This is a genomic window from Actinomadura rubrisoli (genome assembly GCF_004349215.1).
GTDB classification, from domain to species: domain Bacteria; phylum Actinomycetota; class Actinomycetes; order Streptosporangiales; family Streptosporangiaceae; genus Spirillospora; species Spirillospora rubrisoli.
This window is the reverse complement of record NZ_SMKU01000108.1, coordinates 1-26,026: the sequence shown is the minus strand read 5'-3', so window position 1 is coordinate 26,026 and position 26,026 is coordinate 1. Positions and strand designations below refer to the sequence as shown.

Below are 26,026 nucleotides of genomic sequence, written 5' to 3'. Positions count from 1 at the left end.
CCAGAGGCTCCTGGCAGGGCGGTTGTTTTGGTCGACTTCGCATCTACCAGGAGCCTCGTCGCGTCACCGGCCGACTCAGTCCACCGCAACCACCTTGTGACCAGCACGATCAAGATGGAAAAGGCTCATGGATCAGGTGGAGGTCGACATAGATGAGATCATTGCCGCCGGATGCCTGCCGCACCCGATGGGAGTCCCATATCTTGCGGGCCAGGGTCTTGCCCACAGGCATTTTTCGGGCAGGCGTGTCAAAGGCCAGTGCCTCATGGCTGGGTGTCTCTACCACGGGTGCCTCAGAGGTCGGTGTCGCCGTCATGATCACTCCCGGGTTCTCGCGGCCTTCACCGGGCCGGGATGCCACGCTGAACCGTCGTGACCTCGGCCGTACGTGCAAGCAGTCGCAATGCTGACTCGTGCAACTCCTCGTTCGTCGCAGCGGTCGCGTCCGCGAGCACACGGATCCGAAAGTCCCGGTCATGGCCTTCGCGGGCGGTCGAGAGCACCACCAGGTCGGTCGAGACACCCGTCAGCAGCAAGGTGTCCACCCGCTGGTTGCGCAACAGCAGGTCCAGTGACGTGCCGTAGAACGGGCTGATCCGGTGCTTGACGACAAGCGGTTCGCCGTCCTGCGGCTTGACGGCGTCGTGGATCCGGGTTCCCCACTCGCCGAGTGTGAGCTTCCGTTGCCTCGGCGCGTCCCCGAAGATCGGTGAGTCCGCCGGGCATTCGACATAGGTCGGTGAGAAGCCGACCACAACATAGATCACCGGGATGCCGGTCGCACGCGCACGATGGAGGGCGGCGGCCGTACGGTCGAGGACACCTCGCCTGGCCACCTCCTTGGCGTAGCCATGGCCGGCGAATTTCCCGTCCGGGTGTGCGACGTCGTTGATCAGGTCAAGCACGAGTAGCGCAGGGCGCAGCGACTCCATGGCCGTCCTCCGGTTTCGTGATGGTCGGGGATCGTCATCGGGCGCCCGTCATCGGCACGGTAGGCGCCTCTCGCACGGCCAGCACGGTGAAACCGGTCTCGGTGGTGATCTGGTGAACACTGCCGGGTGCTTCGATGACAAGGTCGCCGGTGCGATAGAGGGCGCCCTTACCGGTGACCATCTCCCCGGCGAGCACGAACATCAGCTCGTACCCGAGGTGCCGGTGCAGGTCGCCGTGCGCGCCCGGCGAGTAGCGAACCAGGAATGCCACCGCTTCCTGTGGCGGCTCGGTCGCATAAAGAACGTGCATCTGCACACCGGCGCGGCCCGGCTCGCTCCACTCCTTCCATGCCACGGCGTCCTGGCTCTCGGCCGCCAGGAGGTCACGCATGACGGTTGCGGCCGGCCTTCGGGAATCCTGACTGACCATGCTTCCTCCAGAAAGGCTGAGGCGGAGTTCAATCTCGTGGGGCGAGAGCGTGTTCCGCGATTGCGTCGGCATCCCGGATGAACTCGTTCCAAGGGCCGGGACGCCCGCTTCCGACCAACGTCACCCACCGCGTGTGTTCAGTCGGTACACCCAGCACGTAGAGATCGGTGTTCGGGTGTCCATCGCGTCCGACCGGATGGAATGGAGAACGGGTCACGGCGACGCCTCCAGTGGGGAACGCCTGTGCCCCCGAGATGTTGACGAACTCCGTCCAGACCCCCCGTTCGAGCAGCTTCCGGGTGAGCGGCGACGTGTCGCGGCGGACATCGGGACTGGGGATGCGGGCATCGATCACCGCATCCAGTTCGACCCGCGAGCCGGTGACATGGTCTGACTCCGCGACGAAACGGCCGCTCTGCGGGGCACCGTGAAAACGGGTCTCTGGGCCGACCACGCGGAGAAGCCCGGCCTCCATCAATGCGAGCGCGTACCGCAGCCGCACGTTTGGTGGCCCGGCCGCGAGAAACGAGGTCCTCGGGGAGAACCACTCGATGAAATCCCGCCTGTGCGACTCGGCGCGCAGACCACCGAAGTCGACCAGCAGGCGTATCACCCATCTGGTGTCCCGGATGACGTCGAGCGCGGCCTTGAGCGGATCGTCAACGTTGCCTCGTTCCGCCCGGGCAAGGTCGTCCCGCATCGCCTCGGCAAGCGCACGATGGAAGGCCGCTGGGTCGGTGAACGTGCGCCGGGCGAACGGGCGGCAGAGGTCCTCGAAGTCGAAATGGTCGTGCTCGCCGATCCCATGTTCGGCCGCGAAACGGCAGAGGTCCGGGACACTCTGGTCAGCGGACATGGTGACGTCAGTGACAAACCGCGCCGCGGCCGACTCACCGTGGATATTCCGCAGGATCGCCGCGTGGTACACCAGGTTCATCTCGGCCGTGAGCCACGGCAGGACATCTGCCCGGAAGTCAAGCGGCTCCCCAGCCGCCGACCTGCGAACTCTTTCAGGTGTGAACAACACCGGCCGGTAGGAGAAGGCCGGGCCCTTCTGGTTGCGGCCACGGGCCGGGATGGGCACCCCGCTGCGTGAACCGGCCACCAGCAGCGGCTCCTGACCGCTGGGCTGGTAGATGATCTCACCATCACCGACCTTGAGGAACTTTCCGTCGCGTCCGACCGTAAGGGCGAACATGACGTCGAAGAAGGACAGGCCCATTCCGATGACCCCGACCTTCGCCCCTGACGGTATGTCGCCGAACGGCATGTCCGAAGCACAATCTCCCCGTATGTACGTCAGCTCTGGGCGTTCACGCGCGAATTCGGCGAGGTGCCGCTCCGCGCCAGTGAGTTCCGGCAGTGTGTGCCCGGTGGTCAGGACGACCTTATTGGCGATGAGATCCTCACCGCCGCGCAACGACAAGCGGTAAGCATCGGCCGCGGGCTCGATGTCCTCGACGAAATCGACAACCCGGTGCAGAACGGCGTGGGAGGGCAACGACCGCTCCACCGCTTCTAGCAGAAAACGCATGTATCGACTGTGGAGTGCTCGCGGCGCATAGCCGTCCGCCCCGGGGCATTCTGGATCCAGCGAGGCCCACCACTGAGCCAATGACGGTCCCGCACCAGGCCGGACAGGCCCGTCGTCGGGCGGACCGGAGAACATGGTCACCTCTCCGGCCACCGTATTCATGAGGAACCACTCCGGCTGATCCGGGCTCCACACCCGGCCGCATCCCACTTCGACGGCGTCGATCAGATAGATTTCGACCGGCCCGCCACCCTGGCCCTCCACGAGCCGGGCGGTGATGCGTTCCAGCACCCCCATCCCGCGCGGGCCGCTTCCCACCACCGCTATGCGATGCGGCTCCGGCGCGGTCGTCTGTCCACGAAACGCAGCAGCGTCGTTCACGCTCGCCCTTTCTGAAACCGTTGAGACGATCGTTCGCGCTGAATTCAGGAACAGTGAATCAATGTGCCGTCAGGCGATCAACGCCGCACCGTTCATCATCACCATGAAATTCGCTCATGGAAGCGCCCCGACCGGACGACGGTCATCATCGCCCGGCACCGTCCACGACTCCGCCCCCGGCAGGGCACCACGACCCGCTGAACACGCATGGCCGCTCCACACGACGGCACCGCGATCGCGACCGTGATCGACGTGACCGCGCGCGGCCCTCCACAAGATCTTCTTCACACACTCCGAGCCCTGCCGGGATCGTGGGGGTGGCTGCGGGTGGCGGGTGGCGAGAGGGCATCCGAATGACCCTCATTCCCGTCTCGTATGAGGACTGACGGCCCTTCCCTCGCCTGTGTTCAATCGAGTTCGTCGCATCGGAGCCGAACGCTGGAGGAGACGGCCGTGCACGATGACCGCGTTGCGGGGCCCGGGGGACGGACCGTGGTGGTGATCGGCGGGACCAGCGGGATCGGCGCCGCGATCGCCGGCCGTTTCGCCGCCGATGGGGACCACGTCGTCGCCGCCGGACTCGACGCTGGGAGCGCCGGGCGCGAACTGCCCGAGGACGTGAAGAGAGTGGAGCTCGACGTCCGGCGGGAGGACGAGCTTCGCGTGTTCCTGGGCTCGTTCGGGGAGTTGCACGTCCTCATCAACGCGGTCGGCATCGTCGCGCGGGGCCGGGAGTTCGAGTCCGAGGTGTTCGCCGACGTGGTCGGGGTGAACCTCACCGGCACCATGCGGAGTTGCCTCGCCGCCCGCGAGGCGCTGGCCGGCTCGGGTGGCTGCATCGTCAACATCGCGTCCATGCTGAGCTTTTTCGGCGGTGGCCGGGTTCCGGCGTACAGCGCCAGCAAGGGCGGTGTGCTGCAGCTGACCAAGTCCCTCGCGGTGGCCTGGGCGGACGAGGGGATCCGGGTGAACGCCGTCGCGCCGGGATGGATCCGCACCGGGCTGACCCGCGAACTGCACGAGAGCGCCGAGACCAGCCGCCGCATCATCGACCGTACGCCGATGGGGCGCTGGGGCACGCCCGCGGACATCGCCGGCGCCGTGTCGTTTCTCGCCGGCCCCGACGCCGCGTTCATCACCGGCGCCGTGCTGGCGGTCGACGGCGGATATCTGGCCGCGTGAGCCGAAACCCAGGAAAGGACCGTTGTTCATGGCCGTCATCCCCATGTCCTCCGCCGTACCGCCGGAGATCGCCGTGGCCGCCGTGCCCGACGACGACCGGGTCTGGGTGCCGCAGGCGCCGAACGTGTGGTTCCGCCCGCTGATGTTCAACACCGTGACCGGGCAGTGGTGCAACCTGCTCAAGGTGACCGCCGCCGGCATCGTCTCCCGGCACCGGCACCCGGGGGTCGTCTTCGGCTACGTGCTCAAAGGCAAGTGGCGGTACCACGAGCACGACTGGGTCGCCGAGGCCGGCCACTTCGTCTACGAGCCGCCCGGCGAGATCCACACGCTGGAGGTGCCCCCGGACTGCCCCGAGATGGTGACGTTCTTCAACATCACGGGCGCCATGGCGTACGTCGACGAGACCGGCGAGCAGATCGGCTACGAGGACACCTTCACGAAGATCGACATGTGCCGGGCCCACTACGCGAGGAACGGCCTCGGAGCCGACTACGCGGACCAGTTCGTCCGCTGACGGGGCCCCGGCGACCGATCTGCACCATTCACCTATCGGTGCGCCGCAGGTAACGTTCTCGACGATCTCGGTTTGGGAGGACGGGCCATGGACCTGGGCAGCGCTCATCACTACCGCATCGACTGGATCGCGAGCTTCGTGGCGGTGGCCCGCCACGGCAGCTTCTCCGCCGCCGCCCGGACTCTCTATCGCTCCCAGCCAAGGGTCAGCAGCCATGTCGCCGCCCTGGAACGGCTGGTCGGCCAGAGGCTTGTGGACCGTTCCGTTCAGCCGGCCATCCTCACCCCCGAGGGCCGCGGACTGCTGCCGCACGCCGAGGAGATCATCAGGCGGCTCGACCTGCTCGCCGAGACGGCGGCGGGGAGCGTGTGCGGGACGGTGCGGCTGGGCTGCTATCCGAGCGTCGCGGCGTACCTGTACCCGCGGGCGGTGCGGGCGCTGCGGGACACCCATCCGCAGGTGCGCCTGGTGCTGCACGAGGGCCCCAGCCTGGAGATCGGGGAGCAGGTCGCGGACGGCGGCGTCGACCTGGCCGTGCGTCCGCTGCATCCGCTGGTCAACTCCGACCGGGTGACCAGCGAGGTGCTGTGGCGCGAACCGCTCGTCGCCGTGTTCCGCGCCGACCATCCGCTGGCGCGCGAGCCGGAGGTGACGCTGGCGCAGGCCGCCAGGCTGCCGGTGATCAGCATCGGGGAGAGCGACGACGGCCACAGCCGGCAGTACGAGACCAACCTCGCGTTCGCCAACCACGGGCTGCACCCCGTGATCAGCGAACGCACCAACCAGCCGCAGACGCTGATCTCCCTGGTCCGCCACGGCCTGGGCGTCGGCATCACGAACGCGCTCGCCATGACCACCGCCAACACCGACGGCGTCTGCCTGGTCCCGCTCGCCGGCGCGGGCTTCGAGCGCGTCGTCGCCGTCTGGTGGCGGCTGAGCGAGGACGAGTCGCCCGCCGTGGAGGCGGTCCGGGACTGCCTGGAACGGCTCTCCCCGCCCGCGTGGCCCTGGCCGGACGCCGCCGCCGGAGGCCGGACGGGCACAGCCGGAGGCCGGACGCGCGCGACCGGGGGCACGGTGGGCACCGCCGGCGGCCGGCCGGACGCGGCCCCGCCCTCCCTGCCGACCGCCGTATAGCGGTCGGCATCCATTTGTCGAATACCCGCATTCGAGCTCCAGCCTTAACCGCTCCGACAATCCGCTTCTACGGTTCCTGTAGCCGCGTCACCGGGCCGGTCGCACCCTGACGAAATTCGTCTCCGGAATGCGGCGCCTCGCGGGGAACGCTTTGCAGAGAACGGAGCCCATGACATGACCACGATGCTTTCCGCCGATATCATCACCGCTTTCCGTTCCATCACTACCGCCTCGGTGGCCGACGCGGTGGAGCTGGGCGGCCGCCGCGGCTACCTGTCCGGCAGCGTCCGGCAGATGCTCCCGGGCGCGGGCCGGCTGGTCGGCCCGGCGGCGACGGTGCTGGAGGTGCCGTCGCCCGACCCGTCCCCGCCGACGCACGCGTTGCGGGCCATCGACGAGTCGGAGCCGGGCAGCGTCGTCTGCATCGCCGCCGGCGGCGCCGACGTCGCCGTGTGGGGCGGCCTGATGGCGGCGGGGGCCGTGGCCAACCGGATCGCCGGCGCGGTGCTGGACGGCGGCTTCCGCGACGTCGAGGAGATCCGCCGCGACTACCCCGACTTTCCCGTCTACGCCCGCGGCAGTGTGCCCGCGACCACGGTGGGCCGCTATCGCACGGTTTCCCTCAATGAGCCGGTGGAGATGGGCGGCGTGGCGGTGCGTCCCGGCGACCTCATCGTCGCCGACGCCGACGGGGTGGTGTGCGTGCCCGCGGAGAGCGTCGCCGCGGTGCTGGAGACGGCGCTGGAGATCGAGCGGCGGGAGCGGGAGCAGACCGCGCTGATTCTGGAGCTGGGTTCGCTTCGCGGCGGCATCGAGAAGCACGGCCGGATCTGAGCCGTGGACATCCTCGCGGTGGGCGAGCCGCTCCTGGAGTTCAACGCCCGGATCGACGGCGCCCGGCCGGTCCAGGGCGGAGACGCCTTCACCGTCGGCTACGGCGGCGACACCTCGAACTTCGCCGTGGCCGCGGCCCGGTCGGGCGCCCGCACCGGCTACGTCACCCGGATCGGCGACGACGACTTCGGCGCGGCGTTCCTGCGCATGTGGGAGCGGGAGGGGGTCGGCACCGATCACGTCGTGCGCGAGGCCGGCGGGCGGACCGGCATCTACTTCGTCTCCCGGACGGAGTCGGAGGCCAGCTTCGTCTACCACCGCGCGCACTCCCCGGCCAGCCGGCTCGCTCCGCAGGACATCCCCGCCGACGCCGTCGCCCGGGCCCGCCTCGTCCACGTCTCCGGAATCACCCAGGCGATCAGCCCGTCGGCCTGCGACGCGGGCTTTCACGCCATGGAGCTGGCGCGGCGGGCCGGGGCGCTGATCAGCTACGACCCGAACCTGCGGCCCGCCCTCTGGCCGGCGGAGCGCGCCCGCGCCGTGATCATGCGCGGCGTCGAGATGTGCGACATCGCGCTGCCGAACCTCACGGAGGGCCGGGCCCTCACCGGGGCGGACGACCCGCGAGAGGTGCTGGACGCCTTCGTACGGCGAGGGCCGGCCACCGTGGTGCTGAAGATGGGCGCCCAGGGCGCGCTGGTGGCCCACGAGGGCACGGTCACCCGCATCGACCCGCACCCCGTGCGGCAGGTCGATCCCACCGGGGCGGGCGACACCTTCGACGGCGCGTTCGCGGCCCGGCTGCTGGACGGCGCGCCGGTGCCCGAGGCCGCCCGCTACGCGGCGGTGGCGGCGGCGCTCACCACGACCGGCCTCGGCGCGGTCACCCCCATCCCCCACCGCGGCACCGTCGACGCCGTGCTCGCCGGGGGCCCCCGACCCGTCCGACCGTCCAGACCGATCAGGAGATGAGTCATGTCGCGCGTGAAACGCCACCTCGCGGTGGTGGCTTGCTCGGGCATCGTGCCGTTGCTCGCGGGGTGTTCCGGCGGATCCACCGTCGACGACAATGTCGCGGGCGAGGGCGGTGCGAAGGCCCCGACCAAGGTCTCCGCGGGATACGTCTCGGCCATCGACCAGCTCGGCCTGCCGGCCGGGGTCGAGGCCGGCTATTTCGACGACCAGGACCTCAATGTGAAGCTCGCCGACCCGTTCCCGACCGGCGTGGACGCGCTCAACGCGCTCCAGGCCGGCCAGGTGGACTTCGTCCAGGTCGGCACGCCGGCCATCGCCGCCGCCCAGAAGGGCATCGACCTGGTCCTGGTGGGCAGCTACACCGGCTCCGCCAGCAGGCTCAGCATCGACGACACCATGGCCGTGGTGGCGAGCGGCAAGTCCGGGATCGACGGCAAGGACCTCACGACGCTGCGGGGCAAGCGCATCGGCGTCTCCGAGGGCTCCATCAACCACCTGTACCTGCTCGGGCTGCTGAAGAAGACTGGGCTGAAGACGAGCGACGTCAAGATCGTGAACACCGAGCCGCCGGACATGGCGGTGGCGCTCAAGTCCGGCGGCATCGACGCCGCCATCGTCTGGGACCCGTTCCCGATCACCATCGCGCAGCAGGTGGACGGCGCGAAGGAGGTGCTGCGCGGCGGCGGGCACATCCCGTTCGTCGGCTACATCGTCACCACCCCCAAGTACGCCGCGGAGCACCCCGACGTCGTCCACCGCTTCCTCACCGCGCGGGCGACCGCGGACCAGTGGATGCGCCAGAACCCGGACAAGGCCGCCGACGCCGCGACCCGGTGGCTGCCCGGCACCAAGAAGGCCGTGGCCGTCGAGGCGATGAAGCACAACGTCAAGCAGCTCGACCCGCGCTTCTCCGCCTGCAACTACCTCGCCCTCGACACCGTCGCCCGGCTGCTGGCCGCGCAGGGGAACGTCAAGGCCGGCCTCGACGTCAACAAGTACTTCCGGCCCGGCCCGATCCTCAAGGTGATGGCCGGCAACGCGAAGCTCTTCCAGGACCTCCCCGAGACGCCGGCGTCCGCGAAGATCGAGGACGGCTACACCTTCGAACGTGCGGCGGCCGAGAAGGCGTGCCCGTCGTGACGGCGCCGACCGCGCGGCGGCTCGTGCGGCGGCCCGAGCAGCCGCCTGAGCGGCGTCCCGCGCGGCGGCGCGGCCTCCGCGCCACCGCCACGGGCGCGCTGTGGTTCTTCGGGCCGCTCGCGGCGCTCGTGGCGGTGTGGGCCGTCGCGGTGTCGGCGTCGGGGGCCTCGATGCGGGTCTTCCCGCAGGTCAGCGACGTGCTCAGGGCGCTGGGCGAGCTGTGGTCGAGCGGGGACCTCTTCCGGCATCTGGGCGCCAGCCTGCGGCGGGTGGGGATAGGGATGGCGCTGGCGCTGGTCACGGCGCTGCCGTTCGGGATCGCGCTGGGGTCCAGCCGCGTGCTGTCGGCGTTCTTCCTGCCGCTGCTGAGGTTCTCGGTGGCGCTCGCCGGCATCGCCTGGATCCCGATCGCGACGCTGTGGTTCGGCTACGGCGACCGGGCCGTGATCTTCATCGTGTGGAACGCGATGTTCTTCGCGCTGACCTACAACGCGATGCTCGGCGTCCGGCAGATCCCCACGGAGCTGCTGCGGGCCGCGCGCAGCATGGGCACGGGCCGGCTGCGGATGTTCTGGGAGATCCTGCTCCCCGGCGCCCTGCCCAGCATCGTCACCGGCCTGCGGGTCGGCCTCGGCTACGGATGGCGCGGCCTGGTGGCCGCCGAGATCATCGCGAGCGACGCGGGCCTGGGGTACGCCCTGTTCCAGGCGCAGAAGTACTTCCAGACCGACGTGATCATCGCGTCGATGGTGATCATCGGCGTGCTGTGGCTGCTGATGGACCGGCTCCTGCTGGCGCCGCTGGAGCGGCGCACGATCGAGCGCTGGGGGATGACGGGAGGGCAGGGTTCATGACGTCGACCGCCTCCCCGACGAGGGAGAAGCACGCGGGCCGCGGACCAGGCCGGCGCGGACGAGGAGCCCGCCGCGGCCTGGCGTGGCGGCTGTGGCACCGGTGCCTTCGCAGCGGAACGTTCCGCACGCTGGGGCCTTTCGTGCCGGTCGTCGCCCTGTGGTGGCTGCTGGCCGCGCTGGAGGTGTTCCCCGAGTCCTTCTTCGTCGGCCCGCCCGCCGTGGTGGACAGGCTCGGCGAGCTGGTGGAGAAGGGCATCCTGCCGGGCTATCTCTCGGACTCGCTCACCCGGCTGTCCTACGGCGTCGGCTTCGGCCTGCTCATCGGGCTCCCGCTGGGCTTCGCCGTGGCGATGAGCCGCTGGGTGCGCCGCGCCCTCTGGCCGATCCTGCTGTTCTTCCAGGCCGTCGCGGACATCGCGTGGCTGCCGATCGTCATCGTCTGGTTCGGCTTCAGCCTCACCACGGTGACGTTCGTCCTCGTCTACACGATCGTCTTCCCGCTGATGCTCAGCGTCGTCGCCGGGGTCGAGCAGGTGCCGGGCGAGCTCGTCCGGGCGGCGCGCAGCCTGGGCGCCGGCCGCCTGCGGGTGTTCCTGGAGGTGATCGTGCCCGGGGCCCTGCCGTCGGTGGCCGGCGGCATCCGCACCGGGCTCGGCTACGGCTGGCGGGCGCTGGTGGCCGCCGAGATCATCGTCGGCACGAGCGGCGTCGGCTTCATGATGTTCGACGCCCGCCGGGTCGGCGACGTCAGCCAGGTGTTCCTGGGCATGGTGGTGCTCGGCACGCTCTGGTACGCGCTCGACGCCCTGATTCTGGCCCCGTTCGAGCGGGCGACCGTCGAACGCTGGGGAATGGTTCGCGCGATGGAGGCGGATGGATGACCGCGCTGGAGATCGACCGACTGCACAAGGTGTACACCGACGCGTACAGCGGTGAGGAGGTCACGGCCATCGACGACGTCTCCTTCACGGTGAAGGAGGGCGAGTTCGTCTCCGTGCTGGGCCCCAGCGGCTGCGGCAAGACCACCGTGCTCAACATCGTCGCCGGGTTCGTCCGGCAGTCCGGCGGGACGGTCGTCGTCGACGGCCGCCCCGTCGACGGGCCGGGGCCAGACCGCGGTGTGGTGTTCCAGAGCCACGCGCTCTTCCCGTGGAAGACGGTGCTGGGCAACGTGGTCTTCGGGCTGCGCATGCGCAAGGTTCCGCGGGCCGAGCGCAACGCCAGAGCGCAGGAGTTCCTGAAGCTGGTCGGTCTCGACGGCTTCGCGCACAGGTACCCGCACGAGCTGTCCGGCGGCATGCAGCAGCGGCTCGGCGTGGCCCGGGTGCTGGCCAACGAGCCGGCCGTGATGCTCATGGACGAGCCGTTCGCCAGCATCGACGCGCAAACGCGCCGCAGGCTCCAGGAGGATCTGACGGGCATCTCCGAGACCCGCCGCCCGACGGTCTTCTTCGTCACCCACGACGTCGACGAGGCGGTGTTCCTCTCCGACCGGATCGTGGTGCTGTCCCGGCGGCCCAGCCGGGTGCGCGAGATCGTGGACGTGACGCTGCCCAGGCCGCGCCGCTGGCAGGAGACGGCGGAGCTCCCGGAGTTCCGCCGCACCGCGAACCGGGTCAACGACCTGCTGGCAGGGGACGAGGACGCGGGAGACGGCGCGGGCGCGAGCGCGGGAGACGGCGGCGTGGGAGACGGCGGCGCGCGCGGCGAGGACGCGGGGGGCGGGCCCAATGCCGCCTAGGACGTCGCTGCCGCGCCGGGCCGCGAAGAGCCCGACGCTCCGCAAGATCGCCGTGTTGATCGCGATCGTGCTCGCCTACCAGGTCTGGCTGACCGTCCAGGCCCAGGGCAAGGCCGGTCCCGGTGTCGGCGCGGACCGCGACGCCCGCGGCCGGTTCGCGGTCGACGTGGAACTCGGCTTCGCGCCAGAGCGCTACCACATCCTGCGGCTGCAGAAGCACGGCCGCATCGCGGGCACCGACGGCCATGTCGTGCACCTGCGGGGCGTGGCGCCGGCGGGGGTGGACGCGCTGGCCCGCGAGTACTGGATCAAGCACATCGAGGCGCCGAAGGGAGGGCCCTGACCCGCACGGCTATTCGGAATGCGGATCGGTCCCCATCCGAAACCACGACCGGGATTGTCCACTACCAGGCACGGCGGTAGAGCAAAGGCATGATCCGTACCGATCTGCGCCTCGAATGGCTCGTCTCGTTCCTCACCGTCGTCGACACCGGAAGCTTCAGCGCCGCGGCGGAGGTCATCCACCGCTCCCAGCCTCGGGTGAGCATGCACGTGGCCGCCCTGGAACGGGAGGCGGGCGTCTCGCTGTTCGACCGGGACCGCCGGCCCGTGTCGCTCACCGACGCGGGTGTGGTGCTCGCCGAGCACGCCCGGACGATCCTGCGGCAGCTCGCCGGCGCGGAGGCCGCCATGGCCGGGTACCGCGGCGCGGCCCGCGGGGTGGTGACGCTCGGCAGCTACCCCAGCGCCAGCGCGGCGTTCGTGTCGCAACTGCTGGAGCGGATGGCGCGGACCCGTCCCACGATCAAGGTGATTCTGCTGGAGCGCTCCACCCTGGAGCTCGACGGGGCGCTGGCCGCGGGCGAGGTGGACATCTGCCTGCGGCCCATGGCGCCGCCGGCCGGGCCTTCGGTGGAGTGCCGGCCGCTGTGGCGGGAGGGCCTGATCGTCGTGCACCGCCCGGACCACCCGCTGGCCGCCCTGCCCGAGCCGCTGCCGGTGACCGAGGTCGCCAAGTACCCGGTCATCACCATCGGCCGGCTCGGCTCGCCGAAGGAGACGGGCTTCGAGACCTACCGCGCCTTCCATGAGCGCGGCCTCGAACCGAACGCCGTCCAGGCCACGAACCAGCCGCAGACGCTCATCTCCCTGGTCCGCAGCGGCCTCGGCATCGGCGTCATCAATTTCCTGGCGGTCGCCACCGCCAACACCGACGGCGTGGTGGCCCGCCGTCTCGACGTCCCCTGCGGCCGCCGCGTCGCGGTGTACTGGAGCACGACCAGCCCGCTGACACCGCCGGCCCGCACGCTCCTCCGCGAGATCGAGGTGTCGGACATCCCGGTGGGGACCACGAAGCTGACGGCTGCGGAGAGGCAGCCGCAGCCCGCCGGGTGACGTCCTGACGGCACCGGCACCTGAACCGCCAGTGTTCCGGGAGGCATTCGATGTGCCATTACGGCTACCGGGGGAACGCACTTCTTCAAGGGCGCAACGGCGCGGCGATCCCCGTCCATGGGAACTGCGCGCATTTCCCGCGACACGCTGGGTCTCGAACGGCCCGCCGCCATCCGAGATGCGAATACCGCCATACGAATCACGAGCTTAACGCCCGCCCCCGCTCGCCTTACCGTGTGACGCACACCACGAACCACGAGTCGCCTGGGGTGGACCGGATGCGAACTGAAGGAATATCACGGCGGACGATGCTCGGACGCGGCGCGGCCGTCGGCGGCGCGCTGAGCCTGGGGCCGCTCCTGGGCGGCGAGGCGGTGGCGGCGCCGAACGGCGGCACGGCCGCCGGCGCCGCCGGGAAGGGCGCGAAGAACGGCTACGAAGCGATCGGCGTACGCCCGCTGATCAACGGACGCGGCACCTACACCGTGCTCAGCGGCTCGCTGATGCTGCCCGAGGTACGCGACGCGATCGACAGGGCGGCGCGGAAGTACGTCCAGCTGGACGAGCTCGCGGACGCCATCGGCAAGAGGCTCGGCGAGCTGACCAAGGCCGAGTTCGGGATGGTCAGTTCCGGTGCCTCCGCGGCGCTGGGGCACGCGAGCGCCGCGTGCGTGGCGGGCGGCAACCCCGATCTCCACGTCCGGCTGCCGGACCTGACCGGCTTCAAGAAGACCGAAGCGATCATCCCGAAGCACTCCCGGAACGTGTACGAGGCGGCCATCAGCGCCACCGGGCTCAAGATCGTCGAGGTGGACAGCCGCGAAGAGCTGAAGGCGGCCCTCGGGCCGCAGACCGTGCTCGTCTACATCTTCGCCATGCCCCGCGTCGACAAGAGCGAACTCGACACCAGGACGATCGCGCGGATCGCCCACGCCGCGGGCGTGCCGGTGCTGGTCGACGCCGCCGCGGAGATCCTCACCATCCCGAACGTCCATCTGCAGCGGGGCGCCGACCTCGTGGCGTACAGCGGCGGCAAGTGCCTGCGCGGACCGCAGTCGGCCGGGATCCTGCTCGGCCGCAAGGACCTGGTGCGGGCCGCCTGGGTGCACAGCGCGCCGCACCACGGCTGGGCCCGCGGGTTCAAGGTGGGCAAGGAGGAGGCGATGGGGATGCTCGCCGCCGTGGAGATGTGGGTACAGCGCGACCACAGGGCCGAGTACGCGAGGTGGACCTCGTGGCTGAAGGACATCACCCGCCGGGTCTCGGTGGTCCGCGGCCTGACCACGAAGATCGTCCAGCCGGACGGGCTCTCCAACCGGACCCCGACCCTGACCATCCTGTGGAACGCCGAGAAACTCGGCGTCACGGGCCAGACCATCGTGGACACCCTGTGGAACGGCGAGCCGCGCATCGCCATCAACGCCGCGGGCGGCGGCGACCCGGCGCAGTCCGGCGTGTCCATCACCCCCTACATGCTGGAGCCCGGCAACGCGAAGACCATCGCCGCCGAGCTCGTCAAGCTGCTCAGGGACCCGCCGCCGAAGCCCGAGCCGCCCAAGCCGCCCACCGTCGACGCGAGCGGCACCTGGGCGCTGGACATCAGGTACACGGCCGGCAGGTCCACCGCGCACGAGCTGAAGCTGAGCCAGAACGGCGCGAAGCTCACCGGCACCCACAAGGGCGAGTTCGTCACCCGGCCGGCGACCGGCACGGTCAGCGGCGCGGAGGTGACCGTGCGTAGCCACTACGGCGAGGAGCACGGCGACGCGCTCGACTTCACCTTCACCGGCACGCTCAAGGGCGACCGCATCAGCGGCGCGCTCAGCATGGGCGAGTACCTAGGGGCGTCCTGGACCGCCACCCGCAAGTCCTGACGGCGGCGCCCGCTTCTTGCACCTCACGCACCGAACCATGTCTCACCCCCTGGAGGAACCGTGTCCTCGAACCGACGGGACTTCATCCGCAAGGCCCCGGCAGTGGCGGCCGTCGCCGCCGTACCGGTCGTGGCGAGCGCCGAACCCGCGGCCGCCGACAGCGGGCGCGGCCGCCGGCCGCGCAAGGAGGTCCACTACCCGGGCGGCGAGCAGCCGCCGAAGAACCCGCTGTTCAGCCCGATCGTCACCTACGGCGACATGGTCTACATCTCGGGCATCGGAGCGCACTTCGAGGGCGACATCCGCGCCCACACCGACCACGTCCTCAAGGAGGTCAAGCGCTACCTGGAGTCCGTCGGCTCCTCCATGGAGAAGGTGCTGAAGGTCAACGTCTACCTCAACTCGCTGGACGACTACGACGGCATGAACGAGGTCTTCCGCGGCCGCTGGGGCCGCGCGCCCGGCGTGCGCACCACCATCGCCGCCGCCGGGGGCATTCCCGGCGACTCGCTCGTCGAGATCGACTGCATCGCCGTCAGATGAGAGCCGCCGTCAGCTGAGACTGGAGTCCGGATGCACGCGAGAGACCGATTCCGCCGGCGGATCCTTCCTGCCACCCTCACCTTGCCCCTCGGCGTCGCCCTCGGCGCCCTGGCCCCGGGCGGCGCACCGTCCGCCGCCGAAGCCTACGACCTGGTCATCCAGCGCGGCCACGTCGTCGACCCGAAGAACCGCCTGGACGCCGTGCGCGACGTCGCCGTCAAGGACGGAAAGATCGCCAAGGTCGCGAGGCGGATCGACGCCGCGGCCGCGAAGAAGACCGTCGACGCGTCCGGGGAGTACGTCACCCCGGGCCTCATCGACCTGCACGCCCACCTCTTCCCCGGCCCGGAGGACGCCTACCGGAACGGCTGGTCGGGCGTGGCGCCCGACGGCTTCACCTTCCGCTCCGGCGTCACCACCGCGGTGGACGCCGGCTCATCGGGCGCGAAGAGCTTCGACCTGTTCAAGAAGAACGTCATCGACCGCTCCCAGACCCGCGTCCTCGCCTTCCTCAACATCGTCGGCGAGGGCATGGCGGGCGGCAAGTACGAACAGGACCTCAAGGACATGGACCCCGGCCGGGCCGCGGCGAAGGCCAAGGAGCACCCGGGCACGATCGTCGGCATCAAGACGGCGCACTATGAGGGGCCGGAGTGGACGGCCGTCGAGAACTCCGTCAAGGCGGGCGACGAGGCGGGCATCCCGGTGATGGTCGACTTCGGCGCCAACCGCCCGGAGCGCCCGCTGAAGACGCTGCTCACCGAGAAGCTCCGCCCCGGCGACATCTACTCGCACGCCTACTCCGGGCTCCGCGGCGAGCTGGGCCAGGACGGCAGGCTCAACCCGGGCATGCGGAAGGGCCGTGACCGCGGCGTGCTGTTCGACGTGGGCCACGGCGGCGGCAGCTTCGCGTGGGACGTCGCCGTCCCGGCGATGAAGGAGGGCTTCGCCCCCGACACGATCTCCACCGACCTGCACATCACCAGCATGAACGCCGGCATGAAGGACCAGTCCAACATCATGTCGAAGTTCATGGCGGTGGGCATGCCGCTCAAGGACGTCGTCAACGCCTCGACCTGGGCACCCGCGAAGGCGATCGACCGGCCCGACCTGGGCCACCTCTCGGTGGGCGCGCCGGCCGACATCGCGGTGTTCACTCTCGACAAGGGCAGGTTCGGGTTCACGGACAGCTTCGGCTACCGCATCGACGGCAAACGGAAGCTGTCCACCGAGCTGACGGTCCGCGCCGGGAAGGTGGTCTGGGACCTGAACGGCAAGGCCGCCCAGAAATGGACGCCGGACCCGAGCCGCCTGACGGGAAGGACGGACGAGCACTGACCTGAACAAACGAGGGGCGGGAAGCCGGGCACAACGCCCGCCACCCCGCCCCTCACCCATTTGGCATAGGGATCCCTGGTCCAATGAGAGCTTTGGAAAGGGGAGGGCAAGAGGGCATTTTCGGGAAAGCAAACCCGTAAGTCAACCCTGACGAAGGTCAGGGGCGCGAATTGGCCGTTCGACTCGGGTGCTCAACGTGCCAGTGTTCTTACTGTCGACAGCATGGAACCAGAATCTCAGTACCAAATTGTCCCGCGGGTCCTCGGAGCGGCGGCATCGATGGTCGCGGGGGCGCTCGCCCTGGTGCTGCTCTGGCCCGGCGGACTGGGCGAAACGGGGCCGGTGAAGGTGACCAGCGGGGCCTCCGCGTCGGTGTACCGGGACATCAGCGATGCGGCGGCCGACGCGCCCTCGTTCGTGGGCTCGGCGGCGGATCTGGCCGGCGACGGGCTCCTGCTCGTCCTGGGAGTGCTCCTGGCGGTGACGGGGTTGCTGGCTCTGCGCCGCCGCAGTGCCCGTGACGTGGGCGCCGCGATCCTCGTCGGCGTCGCCACCGTCGGCGGATACGTGGTCAGCGAGGCGCTCAAGCTGGTCGTGGACGAGGAGCGGCCGTGCCGCGCGGTGCCCGGAGCCAGGGCCGTCGCCGAATGCCCCCCCACGGGTGACTGGGCCTTCCCGAGCAACCACGCGGCCCTCGCGGTAGGACTCGCCGTGGGGCTGGCCATTCTGCGGCCGCGGCTGGCGATCGTCTCGATTCCGCTGGGCGCGGCGGTGATACCGGCGCGGGTGGCGTCAGGCGCCCACTACCCGCACGACGTCCTGGCCGGTGCGGCGCTCGGCGGCGCCGTCGCCGCCGTGACGATGCTGCTATTCACCCCGTTCGCCGCGTGGGCCGTGGCCAGGCCGCTCGGGTGGCGGGACGAGCCCGGCCTCGTGGGCGACCACGGCGGCGGCCGCCCGGTTGTCCACGGCCAGCCGCGACAGGATCGAGCTGACATGGCCTTTGACGGTTCCCTCCACCACCCGCAGGCGCCGGGCGATCTGCCCGTTGGTCAGCCCCGCCCCCAGGAGGGCCAGCACCTGCCGTTCCCGGGGCGTGAGCGCCGCGACCTGCCGGCCGGCGGCGCTGCGCCGTCCGGCAGCGGCCCCCGCCCCGGTGGTCAGATGGGCGACCACCCGGGCGGCGACCTTCGGTGACAGATAGGCGGCGCCGTCGGCGACCGCCCGGATGCCGATGACCAGTTCCTCGGGTTCACCGGACTTGACCAGGAAGCCCACGGCGCCGTCGCCGAGAGCCTGCAAGATGTAGTCGTCCTCCCCGAAGGTCGTCAGCATGACGACGCTGGTGTCCGGGACGGTCCTGCGGATCTCGGCGGCGGCGCGCAGGCCGTCCATGCGGGGCATGCGAATGTCCAGGATGGCCACGTCAGGGCGGTGGCGCTGGGTCAATGCCACCGCCTGGTGGCCGTCCTCCGCCTCGGCGACCACGCTGATGTCCGAGGCTGAGGCGAGTACGGCTCGCACGCCTTGGCGGACCATGGGCTCGTCGTCGGCGACCAGCACGCGGATCACTGGGCGTTCACCTGCTTGGACACCAGGCGTCCCGCCCGGAAGCACAGCCGGTAGGCGTCACCGGAACGGTCGTCGAACGGGTTGGCGGTCATCGCGTAATACTCACACTGGACGCCGGGTCCGGGGGAAGGCTCGTCCGAATGCTCGGGTTTCTGGCGCTCCGGCAGGATCCCGGTGAACTCGGCCCGGTCCTGCCCCACGTGAATGCGGGCGTAGTCGTCGGGTGAGAGCACCGTCGCGCGTACCAGCATCAGGTCCCAGGCCCGTAGTCCCGCCCCGAGCAGGACAACGGCGGCCAGCGGCACCGCGACCGCGGCGAGCATGGTCCGGTCCAGGCGCCGCCGCGCGCGACGGTGCTCCAGCGGCACACTGTCCTTCTTGCGCTCGGTGGTGGCGGCCAATCGCGGCGCGGCCCCGGGGGCGTGCGGGATGCGGGCGATGACCGCGAACCCCCGCCCACGCGGCCCGTACTCCAGTGAGCCGCCCACGACACGGACGCGTTCGTCCAGCCCAACGAGCCCGCGCCCGCCGCCGGCGTTCGTCGCGGCCGGGATACCGCCGGGCGCGGGTTCGTTCTCCACCCGCACCTCGGTCTCAGCGTCGCGGTACACGATCCGCACGGTCACCGGTGCTCCTGGCGCGTGCTTGGCGACGTTGGTCAGCGCCTCCTGGACGACCCGGTGCACCGCGCGCTCGGCAACGGGGGAAACCACCGGGGGCTCGCCCTCGGTGGACAGCGCGACCGGCAGCCCGGCCGCGGACGCCCCTGCGACCAAGCCCTGCACATCGGTGGCCATGGGGTCCTCCCTGCCGTCCGCGCTGAGGATGCCGATCACCTCCCCGAGGTGATCCACCGCCGCGCCGGCTCTGGCCCGGATCTCCGCCGCGGCCTCGCGATGCCCGGCGGGCAGGTCGGGCGCGAGCTTGAGCGCCCCCGCCGAAAGCGCGATCAGGCTGAGGTCGTGGCCGAGCAGGTCGTGCATGTCCTGCGCGATCCGGGCACGTTCCCGCAGCCGGGCCTGGTCGGCGACCAGCCGCTGCTCGCGTTCCAAATGCTCGGCCCGCTCCCACCCGGCCCGCACCAGCGCACGGTACTGACGCCAGAACCGCCCCGCGAACCACGGCAGCATCGCCGCGACCACCAGCATGGCCACGAACCGGCTGCCCATCGAGAGCCATGACGGGACCACGGACACCGCGATCATGCCCGCGGCCACCAGGGCCAGCAGCGCCAGCGCCGCCAGCCGTGCCCGGCTCGGCAGCCGGCCGGCCAGAAAGGACAACACCACCGTGGGCGGGACCCACCACAGACTGAGGACGCTCAGACCGGCCGTGCAAACCGCAGCCATCACCAACGGGTTACCCGACCTGGCGACAGCCTTGACGACCATTCGCTTCACGAGCGTGACGATACGACAATCTGTGAACCGCCCGACACTATCGAAAGTCATGCCCGTGCAGGTGACGGGGCCCCTGGCCGGGTCGCCTCATCGATCGGAACCCAAGACCGTCCAGCCTGGACACGTCCTCACTCGGACGATCGTCGAGGCAGAATTGTGGGATGGCCAAATGTCCTTGTGGGGTGGGTGCGGCGTATCGGGAGTGTTGCGGGCGGCTTCATCGGGGTGAGGGGCGGGCCGGGACCGCTGAGGAGCTGATGCGGTCGCGGTTCAGTGCGTTCGCCAAGGAGGACGAGGCGTATCTGCTGAGGAGCTGGCACCCCGCGACGCGTCCGGAACGGGTCGAGTTCGATCCGGGGATGCGGTGGGTAGGGCTTGAGATCGTGGACACCGGCGGTGGGGGGCCGCGGGACGCGAAGGGGACGGTGGAGTTCCGCGCTCATTACCTGACGGGGTCCGAGGTCGGGGAACTGCACGAGGTCAGCCGGTTCGTGAGGCATGACGGTGAGTGGGTCTATGTCAGGGGCAAGGTGAACTGACAATCCGCCGCGCGGGGTAGCGGGCTCGTTCGCTCGGGGGAAGAGCGCGAAAGGGGATTCTGCGAGTTTGTGGGGAGCGGGCGACGGCGTCCGCGAGAGAGGAGACCCGTATGTCACGGGGTAGACGTTTCCTGGTCGCGGGGGCGGTGGTCGCGGCGGTGGCGGGGCTGACCGGGAGCGGCAGCGCGCTGGCGCAGGGCGAGGACAAGGATCCCGGGCCGTTCAAGGACGCCCATGTCACGGGGGACGCGTGGCTGAAGTTCCCGGCCGACCCGGAGTACCCGTACCGGCGGTTCATCGTGGACGCGCACGGCGCGCCGTGGAAGGTCGTCAACGGGAAGATCGTGTTCGGTGCCGCGCGGGGGACGGTGACCTACGACCACTATTCGCCGGACGTGCCCGGCGGGCCGTCCAAGCACCATTGGGGGACGATCAAGGTCGACTACGTGATGGCGACCGGGCCCGTCGCCGTCGTCTCCGGAATCCGGCAGGACAAGGTGCCGGAGAACGAGAAGCGCGCGAATTTCACGTTCTACCAGTCTCCGCTCGGTCACAAGTACGACCGGATGGGCTTCTCGTGGGGCGTCACGCTCGCGCAGTGCCAGCAGATGGGCAGCGGTCCGGCGCCGTTCAGCACGAACAGTTCCGGCCCCTTCGGTAAATGGCTGAAGGGGTACACGGTGAAGGACGCGCCACTGCCGATTCCGAAGGGCGAGTTCGAGCCGCCGGACAACCCGCCGGACTGCAAGTTCACCACCGATTAGGCTCCGCGACCGCAGAGGACGTCCGGCTTGGTGTCGGTGGGGCTAGGACGTCCAGCATGCCCGCGATGGTGGTCGTCCACGGGTAGCTTTCGGCGCGTTCGCGGGCGGCGGCGCGGCGGTGGGCGGACGGGAGGCGCAGCATCCCCTGGACGCCGTCCGCGAACGCCGCCGCGCGCGGCGGCACCCCGGCCCCGGCGCCCGGGGCGAGCAGCTCGTGTGCGGCGCCCCGGTCGGCCGCGACGACGGGCGTCCCGCAGGCGAGGGCTTCGAGGACGGCCAGCCCGAACGACTCGATCGGGCAGGTGGCGAGCGCCACGTCGGCCCGCGCGAGCAGCCGGGCGACGGTGGCGCGGTCGCCGACGTGGCCGTGGAACCGGACGGGCAGCCGCTCGCGGTCCACCCAGGCCCGCAGCCGGGGACGGCACGGTCCATCACCCACCACGTCGAGCCGCACGGGCACGCCTCGGCGCACCAGCTCGGCCACGGCGCCGATCGCGAGGTCGGGCCGCTTCTCCACCGACAGCCGTCCAAGATGGACGAGCCGGACGGGCCGGACGTCCGCGCCGGCCTCGTCGTCCACCGATGGAAGCGGACGGAACGTCGCCAAATCCACGCCCAGCGGAACGCGGTGCAAGGACGGGGCGCCGACCCGGGCGAACTCGGCGGCGGCGAACGCGGAGGTGACCACGATCGCGTCGAACGACGCCGCCAGCCGCCGGTTCCAGCGGTCGGTGACGGCCTCCAGCGGCACCCAGCCGGGCGTGCGCGGCGCGAGGATCGCGTCGAGCCGCTCATGCGAGAACAGGACGGTGCGGACGCCGCGCCGCCGCGCCCACCTGGCGGCGACGGTGAGCGTGGCCTTGTCGGACACCTCGATGACGTCCGGCCGCAGGCGGCCGAGGACGCGCAGCACCGGCCGGGGATCCAGGACGAGCCGGTATCCGGGCGCCACCGACGGGCCGGGCACGGTGATGACCGTCCCGCTCTCCGTGTCGCGCCGCGTGTAGGAGGGCCCGGGAACCACAAGGGCCCGCCAGTGCCCGGCCTCGGTGTACCCCCCGCCGAGCATGTCGACGGCCGTGCGAAGCCCCCCGGACACCGGACTGTAGAGGTTCGCGAGCTGCACGATCCTCATGTCGCCGTCAGGGATTCGTAGGTGGTCGGGCGGGCGCCTGCTGCGAGCGCGTGGTCGATGGCGGTGAGGGTGGCTTGGCGGAGGCCCGGTCTGGTCAGGTCTGCTGGGTGGAGGGCGATGCGGAACGGGGTTCGCGTCCTGGTGAGCGTGCGGGCGGCGCCGGTCATCAGGCGGGCGCCGGTGCGTTCGCCTGTTCCGCCGGGGCGGTGGGAGAGGGCGGGCATGCGGCGGACGGGGCCGCCGGGCAGGCTGTGGACGCCCAGATGGCTCGTCCAGTAGGCGAAGCCGAGCGAGGCGAGGGCCTGGCGGGTGCCGGGGGACGCCAGCCAGCCGGGCGGGGTGAAGCCGACGACGCCGATGTCGGCGTCGGCGAGGAGGTCGAGGCCCGCGCGGAGCCGTCCGATGGCCTGGCTCGCGGTGAGGGACCAGAACTCTCCGGCGCCCCTGGCCAGCACCTGGTTGACACCGCGCCGCCACTGCGGGCCGCCTGGCACGCCTTCGTGGCGGTAGCCGTGCAGGGCCAGTTCGTGCCCGCGCCCGGCGGCGGCGTGGAGGAACGTGACCAGCGCGTCGTCGGCGGGCAGGGCGGGGCCTCCGCCGTACGGTCCGGGGATCACCAGGAGGGTGGACGGGACGCCGCGTTCGTCCAGGTCGGCGAGCCACCGGGCGGTGGGTTCGGCGGTGGACGGGGCGACGTCGTGGATGGACACGACGAAGGGGAAGCCGGTCGGATGCGTCACGCGGCGCGCTCCTTGCGTCGGAGTACGGCGCGTTCCTTGCGTTGGGGCGCGGCTCGCCGTTCGGCGTACACGAGTTCCCTGTAGTGCTCCATCAGCTCCCCGCAGACGGTCTCCCAGTCGCGGCCCCGCACCGACTCCGCGGCCTGGACGGACATCCGGCGGCGCATCTTGACGTCGTCCACGAGGGTGGAGACGGCCGCGCGCAGTTCGGATCCGTCGTCGGGCGCGAACAGGAGTCCGTTCACTCCGGGGCGGACGAGGTCGAGCGGGCCGCCTGCCGCTGCCGCCACGACGGGCACGCCCGAGGCGAGGCCCTCCTGCACGGCCTGGCAGAAGGTGTCGTCCGCTCCGGTATGCACGAATACGTCGAAGGAGGCGACGAGTTCCGACAGCGCCGTTCCGGTCTGGAAGCCGGTGAAGATGGCGTCGGGCATCCGGCGTCGCAGCCGGTCCTCCTCTGGCCCGTCACCGACCACGACCAGCCGTGCGCCGGGTACGCCGACCAGGCGGGTGAGCATCTCTGGGCGTTTCTCGGCGGCGAGGCGTCCGACGTATCCGACGAGTGCCCGGCCGTCCGGTGCCAAGCGCGCGCGGAGTTCCGCCGAGCGGTGGGACGGATGGAAGCGGCGCTGGTCCACGCCTCGTCCCCAGTGGGCGAGGCGCGGCACGCCGCGCCTTTCCAGTTCGGCCAGTACGGGGGACGAGGGTGCGAGCGTGCGGTCGGCGCGCGTGTGGAGGCGGCGCAGCCACCACCAGATGGGCGGGCCGGTGCCGCGCAGGCCGTACCGGCGGGCGAACCCGGCGATGTCGGTCTGGAACACGGCGATGGCGGGCACGTCGAGGCGGCGCGCGGCGGCGAGCCCGGACAGGCCGAGGACGAGCGGGGAGGCGAGGTGGACGATGTCGGGCCCGAAGTCGCGGAGGACCGCCGTGACGCGCCGCGAGGGCACCCCCACGGCGAACGACGGGTAGAACGGCAGGGCGACGCCCCGGACCGCCTCCACCGGGGCACCGGCGTGGGAGCCGGGGCCGGGACCGGGGGCGACGACGAGGGCCTCATGGCCGTGGGCGGCGAGATGTTCGAGAACGCGGCAGACCGAGCCCGTGACCCCGTTCACGCGGGGGAGGAACGACTCGGTCACGATGGCGACCTTCACGGGCGAGAGGCTCTCCTTGAAGCCCGAAATCGCGGTCGCGGCGGGACACCCGCAAGGAGAACATCACACGAACGGGAGTGTCGTCTCGGTGATCATTCGGTCGCTCTGCGCCGCCGGGGCGTCAGGCCGGGCGCCACTCCGGGACGGCGCCCGCGTCGTGGAGGCAGAAGTCCGGCGCGCCTTCGAGGGCCTTCTCCTCCCCGCCGGGCGTGTAGGTGACGATCAGGCGGAGGGTGCGCCAGGTCGTGTTGTACGTCGAGTGCCACGCGCCCTTCGGGATGTGGACGGTGTCGCCCTCCCGGATGGTGAACGGCTCCCCGTCGTCCACCATCTGGGTCGCCTCGCCGGAGATCACGTAGATGATCTCCTCGGCGCCCGGGTGGTTGTGCCGGGCGTGGCCCTTGCCGGGGTTGACGATGACCTCGCCCAGCGTGCTGGACGCGCCGGGCACGCCGGACGGGGTGACGAACCACTTGATCGATCCCCAGTCGAAGGTCATCGTGGGCACGTCGCCGGGACTCACCAGCATCAGATCTCCATGTTCTTGAATGCGACGTTCTTGAAGGCGGCCACCTGCTCGGTGATGGCCCGCTCGGTCGGCAGCCGTTCGACCGAGGAGGCCCCGAAGAAGCCCACGACGCCCCGCGTCCGGGAGAGCACGTGGGCGGCGTCCTCCGGCTCGGCGATGGGGCCGCCGTGGCAGAGGACGAGCACGTCCGGGCGGACGGCGTGCGCGGCGTCCGCCATGGCCTGCACCCGCTCGACCGCCTCGTCCAGCGTCAGCGCGGTGCCCGCGCCGATGCTGCCCTTGGTGGTGAGCCCGACGTGCGGGACGAGCACGTCCGCGCCCGCCTCGGCCATCGCCCGCGCCTGCTCCTCGTCGAAGACGTAGGGGGCGGTGACCAGGTCGCGCTCGCGGGCGAGCCGGACCATCTCCACTTCGAGGTCGTAGCCCATGCCGGTCTCTTCGAGGTTCTGCCGGAACACCCCGTCGTACAGGCCGACCGTCGGGAAGTTCTGCACGCCCGCGAAGCCCATCGCCTTGAGCTGGTCGAGGAAGACGGGCATGAGCCGGAACGGGTCGGTGCCGCACACCCCGGCCAGGACGGGCGTGTCCCGCACGACCGGCAGGACCTCGGCGGCCATCTCCACGACGATCTGGTTGGCGTCGCCGTAGGGCAGCAGCCCGGCGAGCGAGCCGCGTCCCGCCATCCGGTACCGGCCGGAGTTGTAGATGATGATCAGGTCGACGCCGCCGGACTCGGCGCACTTGGCGGACAGCCCGGTCCCGGCGCCCGCGCCGATGACCGGCGTGCCCGCCGCGACGGCGGCGCGCAGCCGCGCGAGGACGCCCTGCCGGTTCATTCCGCTCCCCCCGAGATCATCTCGTGCAGCCGGTCGGCCATCGCGCGGCCGAACTCCGGGTCGTTGACGTGCAGGTCGAGCCGCCGCGTCTCGACGGCCGCCGCCTCCGCGCCGCCCAGCGCCTCGAAGCATGCCGCATCGGCCGCCGGATCGTGGAACGGCATGCCGGGCGCGTCCAAGGCGGACACCCCGCCGAGCGGGACGAACAGCGCCGCCGGGCCCGTCGCGGCGGCCAGCTTGGCGGCGACGCGCCGTCCCAGCTCGGCCATCTCCTCCGGCGTGGTCCGCATCAGCGTGACGGTCGGGTTGTGGACGTAGAGGTCGCGTTTCGCGAACCGCTCCGGGACGGTGCCGCGCGGCCCGAAGTTGACCATGTCCAGCGCGCCGGGCGCCACGACCTGCGGCACCCCGTGCCGTCCGGCCGCGGTGAGCCGGTCCGGCCCGGCCGACAGGACGCCGCCGACCAGGTCGTCCGCCAGCTCCGTCGTGGTCAGGTCCAGCACGCCTGCCAGCAGGCCGCTGTCGACCAGCCCCTCCAGCGCCCGCC

At 71.0% G+C, this 26,026-nt stretch carries 27 protein-coding genes and 2 pseudogenes; 17 read left to right on the top strand and 12 right to left on the bottom strand.

Annotated elements, in window-relative coordinates:
* Window positions 1-109 precede the first annotated feature (109 nt).
* From E1298_RS20845 to E1298_RS20830, 4 genes are read right to left on the bottom strand one after another with little or no spacing between them, the layout of a single operon-like run.
* A complete protein-coding gene (locus E1298_RS20845; protein WP_131895751.1) occupies window positions 110-316 on the bottom strand; it encodes a hypothetical protein in 207 nt (68 codons plus the stop codon).
* Between the two features lie 25 nt (window positions 317-341).
* A complete protein-coding gene (locus E1298_RS20840; RefSeq protein ID WP_131895749.1) occupies window positions 342-932 on the bottom strand; it encodes a cysteine hydrolase family protein in 591 nt (196 codons plus the stop codon).
* Window positions 933-966: 34 nt separating this feature from the next.
* A complete protein-coding gene (locus E1298_RS20835; protein ID WP_165975575.1) occupies window positions 967-1,362 on the bottom strand; it encodes a cupin domain-containing protein in 396 nt (131 codons plus the stop codon).
* Window positions 1,363-1,390: 28 nt separating this feature from the next.
* The gene (locus tag E1298_RS20830; RefSeq protein WP_131895746.1) at window positions 1,391-3,277 is read right to left on the bottom strand and encodes an FAD/NAD(P)-binding protein; all 1,887 of its coding nucleotides are present in this window, start codon (window positions 3,275-3,277) and stop codon (window positions 1,391-1,393) included.
* Between the two features lie 453 nt (window positions 3,278-3,730).
* Between E1298_RS20830 and E1298_RS20825 the strand changes: the two genes are divergently transcribed.
* The 15 genes and pseudogenes from E1298_RS20825 to E1298_RS50445 all read left to right on the top strand — a co-directional run.
* Window positions 3,731-4,459 (top strand): SDR family NAD(P)-dependent oxidoreductase, encoded by a 729-nt coding sequence (locus E1298_RS20825; protein WP_243725707.1) that lies wholly within the window; start codon window positions 3,731-3,733, stop codon window positions 4,457-4,459.
* Between the two features lie 28 nt (window positions 4,460-4,487).
* Entirely contained in the window at window positions 4,488-4,976 is a 489-nt protein-coding gene (locus E1298_RS20820) for a 2,4'-dihydroxyacetophenone dioxygenase family protein (protein ID WP_131895742.1), read from the top strand.
* An 87-nt stretch (window positions 4,977-5,063) separates the two neighbouring features.
* A complete protein-coding gene (locus E1298_RS20815; RefSeq protein ID WP_131895740.1) occupies window positions 5,064-6,113 on the top strand; it encodes a LysR family transcriptional regulator in 1,050 nt (349 codons plus the stop codon).
* Window positions 6,114-6,287: 174 nt separating this feature from the next.
* Complete coding sequence (locus E1298_RS20810; RefSeq protein ID WP_131895738.1) at window positions 6,288-6,947, top strand: RraA family protein; 660 nt, start codon at window positions 6,288-6,290, stop codon at window positions 6,945-6,947.
* 3 nt (window positions 6,948-6,950) lie between these two features.
* Entirely contained in the window at window positions 6,951-7,919 is a 969-nt protein-coding gene (locus tag E1298_RS20805; protein WP_131895736.1) for a sugar kinase, read from the top strand.
* A gap of 3 nt (window positions 7,920-7,922) precedes the next feature.
* Entirely contained in the window at window positions 7,923-9,062 is a 1,140-nt protein-coding gene (locus tag E1298_RS20800; protein ID WP_131895734.1) for an ABC transporter substrate-binding protein, read from the top strand.
* On the top strand, window positions 9,050-9,916 hold the full coding sequence (locus tag E1298_RS20795) for an ABC transporter permease (protein WP_243725706.1): 867 nt from the start codon (window positions 9,050-9,052) through the stop codon (window positions 9,914-9,916). Before E1298_RS20800 ends, E1298_RS20795 begins: the two co-directional genes overlap by 13 nt.
* Window positions 9,917-10,056: 140 nt before the next feature.
* The gene (locus E1298_RS20790) at window positions 10,057-10,797 is read left to right on the top strand and encodes an ABC transporter permease (protein ID WP_243725705.1); all 741 of its coding nucleotides are present in this window, start codon (window positions 10,057-10,059) and stop codon (window positions 10,795-10,797) included.
* The gene (locus tag E1298_RS20785; RefSeq protein ID WP_131895730.1) at window positions 10,794-11,657 is read left to right on the top strand and encodes an ABC transporter ATP-binding protein; all 864 of its coding nucleotides are present in this window, start codon (window positions 10,794-10,796) and stop codon (window positions 11,655-11,657) included. Before E1298_RS20790 ends, E1298_RS20785 begins: the two co-directional genes overlap by 4 nt.
* On the top strand, window positions 11,647-12,000 hold the full coding sequence (locus tag E1298_RS20780; RefSeq protein ID WP_131895728.1) for a hypothetical protein: 354 nt from the start codon (window positions 11,647-11,649) through the stop codon (window positions 11,998-12,000). Before E1298_RS20785 ends, E1298_RS20780 begins: the two co-directional genes overlap by 11 nt.
* Before the next feature lie 89 nt (window positions 12,001-12,089).
* On the top strand, window positions 12,090-13,052 hold the full coding sequence (locus tag E1298_RS20775) for a LysR family transcriptional regulator (RefSeq protein ID WP_131895726.1): 963 nt from the start codon (window positions 12,090-12,092) through the stop codon (window positions 13,050-13,052).
* 278 nt (window positions 13,053-13,330) lie between these two features.
* Window positions 13,331-14,926, top strand: coding sequence for an aminotransferase class V-fold PLP-dependent enzyme (locus E1298_RS20770; RefSeq protein WP_207944758.1), 1,596 nt, complete (start codon window positions 13,331-13,333; stop codon window positions 14,924-14,926).
* A 60-nt stretch (window positions 14,927-14,986) separates the two neighbouring features.
* The gene (locus E1298_RS20765; RefSeq protein ID WP_131895724.1) at window positions 14,987-15,469 is read left to right on the top strand and encodes a RidA family protein; all 483 of its coding nucleotides are present in this window, start codon (window positions 14,987-14,989) and stop codon (window positions 15,467-15,469) included.
* A gap of 30 nt (window positions 15,470-15,499) precedes the next feature.
* Window positions 15,500-16,807, top strand: a complete 1,308-nt coding sequence (locus E1298_RS20760; RefSeq protein ID WP_131895722.1) for an amidohydrolase/deacetylase family metallohydrolase — start codon at window positions 15,500-15,502, stop codon at window positions 16,805-16,807.
* A 222-nt stretch (window positions 16,808-17,029) separates the two neighbouring features.
* Window positions 17,030-17,620 (top strand): annotated as a pseudogene (locus E1298_RS50445) (phosphatase PAP2 family protein); the annotation flags it as partial.
* Between the two features lie 54 nt (window positions 17,621-17,674).
* Here the strand turns inward: E1298_RS50445 and E1298_RS49580 are convergent.
* Window positions 17,675-18,379: a response regulator transcription factor gene (locus E1298_RS49580; protein WP_131895718.1), complete on the bottom strand. Its 705-nt coding sequence runs from the start codon at window positions 18,377-18,379 to the stop codon at window positions 17,675-17,677.
* Complete coding sequence (locus E1298_RS20745; RefSeq protein ID WP_207944757.1) at window positions 18,376-19,728, bottom strand: sensor histidine kinase; 1,353 nt, start codon at window positions 19,726-19,728, stop codon at window positions 18,376-18,378. The genes E1298_RS49580 and E1298_RS20745 overlap by 4 nt, the downstream gene beginning before the upstream one ends.
* 212 nt (window positions 19,729-19,940) lie before the next feature.
* Here E1298_RS20745 and E1298_RS20740 point away from each other — a divergent pair, with 212 nt between their 5' ends.
* Complete coding sequence (locus E1298_RS20740) at window positions 19,941-20,318, top strand: YchJ family protein (protein WP_131895714.1); 378 nt, start codon at window positions 19,941-19,943, stop codon at window positions 20,316-20,318.
* Window positions 20,319-20,428: 110 nt separating this feature from the next.
* The gene (locus E1298_RS20735) at window positions 20,429-21,082 is read left to right on the top strand and encodes a hypothetical protein (protein ID WP_131895712.1); all 654 of its coding nucleotides are present in this window, start codon (window positions 20,429-20,431) and stop codon (window positions 21,080-21,082) included.
* Here the strand turns inward: E1298_RS20735 and E1298_RS20730 are convergent.
* The 6 genes and pseudogenes from E1298_RS20730 to E1298_RS20705 all read right to left on the bottom strand — a co-directional run.
* Entirely contained in the window at window positions 21,069-22,217 is a 1,149-nt protein-coding gene (locus E1298_RS20730; RefSeq protein ID WP_131895710.1) for a glycosyltransferase, read from the bottom strand. The genes E1298_RS20735 and E1298_RS20730 overlap by 14 nt on opposite strands.
* Complete coding sequence (locus E1298_RS20725) at window positions 22,214-22,957, bottom strand: DUF2334 domain-containing protein (protein ID WP_131895708.1); 744 nt, start codon at window positions 22,955-22,957, stop codon at window positions 22,214-22,216. Before E1298_RS20725 ends, E1298_RS20730 begins: the two co-directional genes overlap by 4 nt.
* Complete coding sequence (locus E1298_RS20720; protein WP_131895706.1) at window positions 22,954-24,114, bottom strand: glycosyltransferase family 4 protein; 1,161 nt, start codon at window positions 24,112-24,114, stop codon at window positions 22,954-22,956. The genes E1298_RS20725 and E1298_RS20720 overlap by 4 nt, the downstream gene beginning before the upstream one ends.
* Before the next feature lie 121 nt (window positions 24,115-24,235).
* Window positions 24,236-24,643, bottom strand: a complete 408-nt coding sequence (locus E1298_RS20715) for a cupin domain-containing protein (protein WP_131895704.1) — start codon at window positions 24,641-24,643, stop codon at window positions 24,236-24,238.
* Window positions 24,643-25,479 (bottom strand): phosphoenolpyruvate hydrolase family protein, encoded by an 837-nt coding sequence (locus tag E1298_RS20710; protein ID WP_131895702.1) that lies wholly within the window; start codon window positions 25,477-25,479, stop codon window positions 24,643-24,645. The genes E1298_RS20715 and E1298_RS20710 overlap by 1 nt, the downstream gene beginning before the upstream one ends.
* Window positions 25,476-26,026: pseudogene (locus tag E1298_RS20705) on the bottom strand (Tm-1-like ATP-binding domain-containing protein); the annotation flags it as partial. The pseudogene E1298_RS20705 and the gene E1298_RS20710, both read right to left, overlap by 4 nt.